1 protein-coding gene and 7 pseudogenes are annotated in these 7,612 nt (G+C 61.6%); 3 read left to right on the plus strand and 5 right to left on the minus strand.

Going from position 1 to position 7,612, the window contains the following annotated elements; translation table 11 throughout:
• The 3 pseudogenes from NKI19_RS32285 to NKI19_RS32295 all read left to right on the plus strand — a co-directional run.
• Positions 1-136: pseudogene (locus NKI19_RS32285) on the plus strand (IS256 family transposase); the annotation flags it as partial.
• Positions 137-645: 509 nt separating this feature from the next.
• Positions 646-1,605, plus strand: a pseudogene (locus NKI19_RS32290) (aminotransferase class IV).
• An 80-nt stretch (positions 1,606-1,685) separates the two neighbouring features.
• Positions 1,686-2,872 (plus strand): annotated as a pseudogene (locus NKI19_RS32295) (glycine C-acetyltransferase).
• Between the two features lie 402 nt (positions 2,873-3,274).
• On the opposite strand, the gene NKI19_RS32300 reads toward NKI19_RS32295, so the two are convergent.
• From NKI19_RS32300 to istA, 5 genes and pseudogenes are all read right to left on the minus strand, one after another.
• Positions 3,275-4,444, minus strand: coding sequence for a M24 family metallopeptidase (locus NKI19_RS32300; RefSeq protein ID WP_352567667.1), 1,170 nt, complete (start codon positions 4,442-4,444; stop codon positions 3,275-3,277).
• 227 nt (positions 4,445-4,671) lie between these two features.
• Positions 4,672-5,101 (minus strand): annotated as a pseudogene (locus NKI19_RS32305) (GlcG/HbpS family heme-binding protein).
• A gap of 1 nt (position 5,102) precedes the next feature.
• Positions 5,103-5,586 (minus strand): annotated as a pseudogene (locus NKI19_RS32310) (malate synthase G); the annotation flags it as partial.
• A pseudogene (locus tag NKI19_RS32315) lies at positions 5,574-5,825 on the minus strand (ATP-binding protein); the annotation flags it as partial. The pseudogenes NKI19_RS32310 and NKI19_RS32315, both read right to left, overlap by 13 nt.
• Positions 5,822-7,319: pseudogene (gene istA / locus NKI19_RS32320) on the minus strand (IS21 family transposase). The pseudogenes NKI19_RS32315 and istA, both read right to left, overlap by 4 nt.
• Positions 7,320-7,612 lie beyond the last annotated feature (293 nt).

Here is a 7,612-nt window from a genome sequence, read left to right on the forward strand (position 1 = left end):
TGACGACGCGGCGATGAAACTGCTATATCTGGTGCTGAACCACGCCGCCGAGGAATGGAAACGCGCCCCGCGCGAGTGGTTCGAGGCCAGAACACAATTCGCCGTCGTCTTCGGCGAAAGGTTCGTCAGCCAATGACGACAACCGGCCTCACGCACAAGATTCCTGACAGTCCCTGCCGGCGGTCACCTGATCGCGTTTCAGAAGCAGGATGAAGGGACGTCGAGGCCTTTCGATGTCTTCGTCAAGACCAAGCTCTACACCAACCCGAACGTCCGCAAATTTAAGAGCATCATCACCCTGGACCGCGTGAAGTTCGAGCCTGGTTTAAGCGTGTTTCGACTGAACCGTTTCCATCACCCCGCGCCAGTTTTTGAAGCGCTCGTTGCGCCTGCAACGCCACTTTGATTGCAATCCGTGCGCCGATTCTGCGATCACATTCATGCGGCCAGACTGAGCTGGCTGCTCGGACGAAGGGGCCCGCGCCCGCGGCCGGCACACAGTTGCGTAGACGTCGCGGGACACGTGTTCGCGGTCGGGAGCCGCATCAGCATTCGAGCTGCCGTGATGCCAGGCCTCCGGGCGCTTCCAGCGCGGCCTTCAAGACGACCGGGTGCGCGGACTGCACGGTTCGGAGGAATTGAGGAATGACACTTGCCGCAACTGAGACCGCAACGGCTCTGCCAGCCGTCGAGCAGCACCACCGGGACCATCGGCGCTACCCTCATGGCGTGGCTTTCACGGACGGGCAGTACCTACCCATGTCCGAAGCCAAGGTTTCGGTCCTGGACTGGGGTTTCCTCCATTCTGACGCCACCTACGACACGGTTCACGTATGGAACGGCCGGTTTTTCAGGCTGGATCTGCACCTCGACCGATTCTTCCGCAGCATGGAACGGCTGCGCATGAAGCTACGGTACAGCCGAGTTGAAATCGAGGCCATCCTCGCCAACTGCGTCGCGCTATCCGGGCATAGGTCGGCCTACGTCGAGATGATCTGCACACGTGGCACGTCGCCGACCTTCAGCCGCGACCCGCGCCAGGCCGAGAATCGATTCATCGCCTTCGCGGTGCCATTCGGCTCGGTCGCCGACAAGCAACAGCTCAAGCGCGGCCTGCATGTCGCCATTAGCGACACGGTACGTATCCCGCCGAAGTCGATCGACCCATCCATCAAGAATTATCATTGGCTTGACCTCGTGAAGGGCCTGTTCGATGCGTATGACTATGGCGCGGAGACGGCACTGGTCGTCGATACCAAGACAACATCGCCGAAGGTCCCGGTTTCAACGTCTTCGCCGTCAAGGACGGTCGTCTTGGGACGCCGGCCTACAGCGTCCTCCCAGGCATCACTCGTCAGACGGTGTTCGACCTCTGTGGGGAGCTCGGCCCTCTCCGCCATCGCCCGCGACATCGGGCGCGGCGAGCTCAAGGCCGCGGACGAGGTGTTTATCACCTCCACCGCTGGCGGCATCATGCCGGTAACCAAGATCGACGACGTGGCTGTCGGCGACGGAAAGGTCGGCGCCGTCACCCGCCAGCTGATGGATCTCTACTGGAAGAAGCACGGCGATCCCGCCTGGTCGACTCTGGTATCCTACCCGTAATCTGAACCTGTCGCCACGGTGCGCTGTTTAGGCCTCGCCAAAGCGGAGGACGGCGCACCCATGCTTGGACCACGCCGCCGATGACCAGTCTCTTCCTTGCCCATTTGTCGTCCGAACTCGCGGGGTTGAAATCCGCCGGGCTCTACAAGCCCGAGCGCGTTATCACGTCGATGCAGTGTCTGAAATCGAGTTGGCGGGCGGCAACAAGGTGCTGAACTTCTGCGCCAACAATTATCTTGGCCTCGCCGACAACACGGACCTGCGCGATGCCGCAAAGAATGCGCTCGACCGCTATGGCTACGGTATGGCCTCGGTGCGCTTCATCTGCGGCACGCAAGAGGAGCACAAACAGCTCGAGGCGCGGATCTCGTCCTTCCTCGGCTTCGAGGACACGATCCTCTACGGCTCCTGTTTCGACGCCAATAGCGGCCTGTTCGAAACGCTACTCGGCGAAGAGGACGCCGTGATCTCTGACGAGTTGAATCACGCGTCCATCATTGACGGGGTGCGGCTGTCAAAGGCAAAGCGTTTCCGCTATTCCAACAACAACATGTCGGCCCTGGAGGAGGAGCTAAAGAAAGCCGAACGCTGCCGCTTCAAGCTGATCGCCACCGACGGCGTTTTTTCCATGGACGGCATTATCGCAAACCTGCGTTGCGTCTGCGACCTGGCGGAGAAGTATGGCGCCATGGTCATGGTCGACGACAGTCACGCGGTCGGCTTCGTAGGCAAGAGCGGGCGCGGCTCGCCGGAGCATTGCGGCGTCGACGGCAGGGTGGACATCGTCACCGGCACGCTCGGCAAGGCGCTTGGGGGCGCCTCCGGAGGCTATACCTCGGGCAAGCGTGAGGTCGTGGACTGGCTGCGCCAGCGTTCGCGGCCTTATCTCTTCTCCAATACGCTGATGCCAGCGATCGCCGCCGCCTCTCTCAGGGTTTTCGACGTGATCGAGAAAGGCGACGCATTGCGCGAAAAGCTCGCCGCCAACGCGGCTCGCTACCGCCGCGAGATGACGAAGGCCGGCTTCACGCTCGCCGGGGCCGACCACCCGATCATCCCGGTGATGCTAGGCGACGCCGCATTGGCGCAGGAAATGGCGTCGCGCATGCTGGAGCGGGGCGTCTACGTTTTCGGTTTTTCTTTTCCAGTCGTGCCGCGCGGCCAGGCGCGCATCAGGACGCAGATGTCGGCCGCGCATTCAAGTGAGGACATCGACCGCGCGGTCGCGGCATTCCGCTACGCCGGCAGGGAGCTCGGCGTCGTCTAAATGATATGGATATGTTAATTCCGTAACATGTATCAAAACGCCGAGCGTCACTCGATTGCCATCGGCTTTACCCTTACCGACTATTGTCACACTTTCGCACGACAAACGCCTCGGCCGTATGGACTCCGCGGACTCGAAGTGTTCCCTTCGGTAGCCCTGCCCTTCCGACGGGTAGAACAACCCTCGTAACTCCCGCGCTGAATATACGCCGGGTTTGTGCAGGGCTCGCCTCACCATCCCGAGAATTTCAACCGGCGCAAGTCGCGATCGGAAACGCCGGCATGTCGCGATTGACAAGGGTCAGGCTCGCGGGTTGCCGTTCCGGCAGTGCTTCAGGCTGGTTTCCCCATTGATGACCGCCACCACGACGCAGCCGCTGAATGGCTTGACGCTGCGGGCGATCTAGCGGATGGGCGGAAGCTGCTTCGGCGCGCGAGGGGTGAGTAGCTGGGCCCCGTCCTCCGTGATCACCACCGTTTCCTCGTGCAGCACGATCTTGCCGGGCTCGTATTCCAGGGCCGGCTCGATGCACATCACCATGCCGGGCTCGAGCACGGTCTGGTCCTCCAGGCGGACCGATGGGGGCTCGGTAACACGAAGCCCAAGCCCGTGTCCCATGCGCCCGTTGCTGTTGAGGTCTACCACGCCCGATGACAGGGCCTTGGCCATCTGCTCGAACACGTACCCGGCTGTGACCCCTGGCTTCGCGGCTTTTATTCCAACTTCATTCGCGTCCCACACACGCTCATGCGCGAAAAGGAGCGCATCGGTGGCGCTCCCGACCTGAAAGTTCCGGTCGTAATCGCAGAAATACCCATCGAAGGTCGTGCCCGTGTCGATGAAGAGCAAGTCGCCGTCGGCGATCGGCCGTTCGCGTGGTCCGCCGGTAATCTCGAACGGCCCGCCAACATCGGATCTGCAGATGAGGGTCGGGACAGCGCCCGCCCCCCCCGCATTGAGGCGCGCGCGGAACTCCCGAAGTATCTTGCGCTCGCTGTCACCGATCCTGACGAACTCAGGTACCTCGTCGTAAACGGCACCAGCGATATCGATTGCCCTTTTGATCTTCTTTACCTCAGCCGGGCTCTTGATCATTCGAAGGAGCCAAATCAGGAGAGCCCCGTCAACGATTTCCACGCCGATCAACTCGCCTATGATCGCGTTCAACTGAGAGACTGGGATCCCCAGCCTCAGTTCCATCCCGAGCTCCGCCCCGACGCGTCCGTGGCGACGGGGAAGGTCGGAAATCGCGCTCACCACCAGGGAAGTGCCCTCGTCCTCGGGCCGAGGGGACGGCCAAGACCTGATTTCCTTCATCCACGTCTGCTCGATGATCGCCCTCCCAATTTCCGGGATGATCGCGATTGGGTCGCCCGCGGCTGGCACCAAAACAAACCATGGTCGCGTGTAACTTTCCCAGAACGTCGAATCCACGCCGACAAAATATCGGATGTTGTCCATAGAGGTGAGCAGGAGGCCGTCCATGCAGTGCTTGGCCATGAGCTGCTGGGCGCGTGCAACCCGCGCTTGGAACTCAGTGGCGGGAAAGCCGTGGTCAGTCTCTTGATACATCCTATTCGCCCTTTGTTGTGGCACCGTTCAGCGCTGCGAACGGCAGCCGCCTCGCCTATGAGATCGCATCGAGCGTAGATGTGCTGATTGCGCAAAACTAGACAAAATGCGCCGAGCATGGCTGCCTCTGTTTCATAATCCTCGAATAGCCGCAATGTCTACGGCATCCACCGCGTCAAACGGCTGCACATTTAGAACAGATGCCAGCGATGGGAACCACCGGCAGTTCACGCGGGCTGGGCGCTCAGGCCGCTCTTCTCGATCGCGCACACCGGCCGCTGCCTCATCGTTATCGGAGGTATCGCCCGTAATACCTACAGCGCCAAGAAGGTCACCGGCTTTGTCGCGTACCAGAACTCCACCAGGAACGGGAACGATCCTCCCGCCTGACACAGCGTAGGGCCCGGCTACGAAATGGGGCCGGTCGGCCGAAGCCTTGTCGAGCCAGCGCGAGCCGAAGCCCGGGGCCAGGGCACCGTAAGCTTTGCCGGTCCGCGATCTCGAAGCGAAGCGTCGACGCTCTGTCCTGCTTCTGGAAGGCGATCAGGTGGCCGCCGGCGTCGAGGACCGCAACGCTCTGGCTTGAGGTCCCTCCTGCGCCGCGGACAGCGCATTCGCGATGATCACGTTGGCGGCTGCCAGAGTCAGTGCGGTCATGTCAGTTCCCTTCAGAATGCTCGAAAGTAGGCTTCGCCTTCAGCTCCAGCCTCCGCGCATGCAGCACTGGCTCCGTGTAGCCGCTCGGCTGTTTCCTCCCCTTGAGGATCAGATCCCTGGCCGCCATGAAGGCGCTCGAACTGTCGAAGTCCGGCGTCATCGGCCGGCAGAGCTTGTCGCCGGCGTTCTGCTGATCGACAACCGCTGCCATGCGCTTCACCGTCTGCATCACCTGGTCGTGCGTGCAGACACCATGGTGCAGCCAGTTGGCGATGTGCTGCGAGGAGATTCGCAGCGTCGCGCGGTCCTCCATGAGCCCGACATCGTTGATGTCGGGCTCCTTAGCAGCCGACGCCCTGGTCGACCCAGCGCACGACGTAACCCAGGATGCTTTGCGCGTTGTTGTCGAGTTCGCGCTGGATCTCGTCGGGCGTCCAGTTCGGCCCCCTTGCTACCGGCGACAATATGTCGTCGAGCTTAAGTCGAAGGCATCGAGGGTTTTCCCCGGAGGAAGACGCGCTTCAGTGAGGTGGCGCTGCATACGCCCCGTTTCGCGTTCGGCGACCTCGAACTCAGCAAGCGCCGCCAGCAGCCGGGAAGCCGGCCAGCCTTCGGTGTCAGCCCGCTCGGCGAAGGTGTGCCAGGCCCTGGAGATGCCCGGCAGCCGCAGATCGGTGAGCATCAGGGACAAGCGCGCGGTATCGACAGGATCGTTGAGTCTCATGCCGTGACCTCCACGCGGGTGCCGATAAGCCTGTCGTAATCGACCAGTTTACCCAGATTGACGCTGACCTGCGGGACACAGGCCGGGTTCGGCGCGAACCGGGCGCGCATGCCGTCAAGCGTCGGCAAGGTTCCCGCATCGAGCTCGCCCTGGATGGCGTGGGCGAGTGCGGCCTCGACATTGCGCTCATGGGCGAGGCTCAGCAGTTCCACCGTCAGGCGGCAGGCATCGCGTTCCGGCAGCCTCTCCATGGCGGCATTGTAGAGATTGCGATAGGTGAAGAGCTGATCGCGATAGCGGAGTCTGGGCAAAGCCCCCGGTTTCTGGCGCAGGGAATGAATGACGTGATGATAGTTCACGACATGCTGGGTGGGGCCGAGCTGGCCTCTGACGCGCGGCAGCTTCATCAGGGACGTGCCGCCGAGGAACAGTTCGATATGCTCCTTGAAGAGCCGTGCGCGCAGCCGATGTCCGATCAGCCGTGAAGGAACGGTGTAGAAGACCCGGCGAAGGGTAAACCCTCCACTGTTGGTGACGTAGACGATCTCGTCTTCGCCTTCGGGCTGGCGCTTGCGCGGCAGCGCCAGCAGGCTTCGCGCTCAATGGCGATCTCCTTGGCCCGACGGGCATTGCGCTGGCCGACAACCTCGTCGACGAAGGCGGCAAAACTGGTGACGTCCGCAAAGTCACGCGTTCCGCGCAGGAGAAGAGCATCCTCCAATTCCCGCTTCAGATCGCCATGGAATCCTTCGACCGCGCCGTTCTCGTGGGCGACGCCGCGATTGTTGCGGCTGGCCTTCATGCCGTAATGGGCGCAAAGCGCTTCATACCGATCTGTCATGTCCTGTGCGGTATCGGCATTGAGATTGCGGAATGCAGCCGAAAGACTGTCCGTGCGGTGATCGCGCGGCGCGCCGCCGAGAGACCAAAGGGCGTTCTGCAAACCACTTGTCAGCGCGGCAAAAATCTCGCCGCCTTCGACAATCTCGCCATGCTCGAATCCACTGTATGCAAGTCGGAAGTGATAGAGCAGGTAATCGAAGGTCACGCCGGCGATCGTGACCTTGAGGCCCGGCGCATGGGTAAAATCCGACAGCCCCATGCGCCCCGACTCGTGAACCTGCCGGAATACGACCTCCTGATCTGCTCCATGGATCGCGCGCCATGCGCGGATCCGGCGCTCAAGTATGCGGCGAATACCAGAACCAAGCTCGGGATGACGCTTGCAAAGCTCACGAAGAATGCCGACAGGGCGCAAGCCGGGAGCGCTTTGCAGCATCGGAACCACCTCTTCGGTGAATATCCCTTCCAATGGATCAGGCCGACGTCGTTCGTGTTTGGACTTCTTCTCGCTTGGTGGACGCGGGTCTGATTCGATCCGATAACCAGTGGATGGGCTGAAACCTGATTTGGCGGCCGCGACAGGGACACTGTGCTTCTGGCGATTTGCATATAGAGCCTCGATTGTTGATCCGTGATGTGACTGCCGGACATTCATTCTTCCTTTGAGCGGGAAGAAGAAATGCACCCGACACATCGCGATCACCAGACGGCGTGAACCCCTATGTGGGTTCGCGCCGTCGCCAGGAACGTCCCTCCAGTCGGGCTACGCCCTCCCTCCGTGACGTCCCTGGCGACGCTCCCATCCTGATTGACGCTGTTCCCAGGTTGATTGCCGCGCCGTAGACTGTTCCCCAGCCCCCGCAGTTTCCGTTCGCCATCCTGTTGGCCAAAAATGACGCTATTGAAGGTGTCCACTCCAATCAGGCGCGCGCGAGGGGCTTTTT

The organism is Mesorhizobium sp. M0751 (assembly GCF_040320265.1).
Lineage (GTDB): Bacteria > Pseudomonadota > Alphaproteobacteria > Rhizobiales > Rhizobiaceae > Mesorhizobium.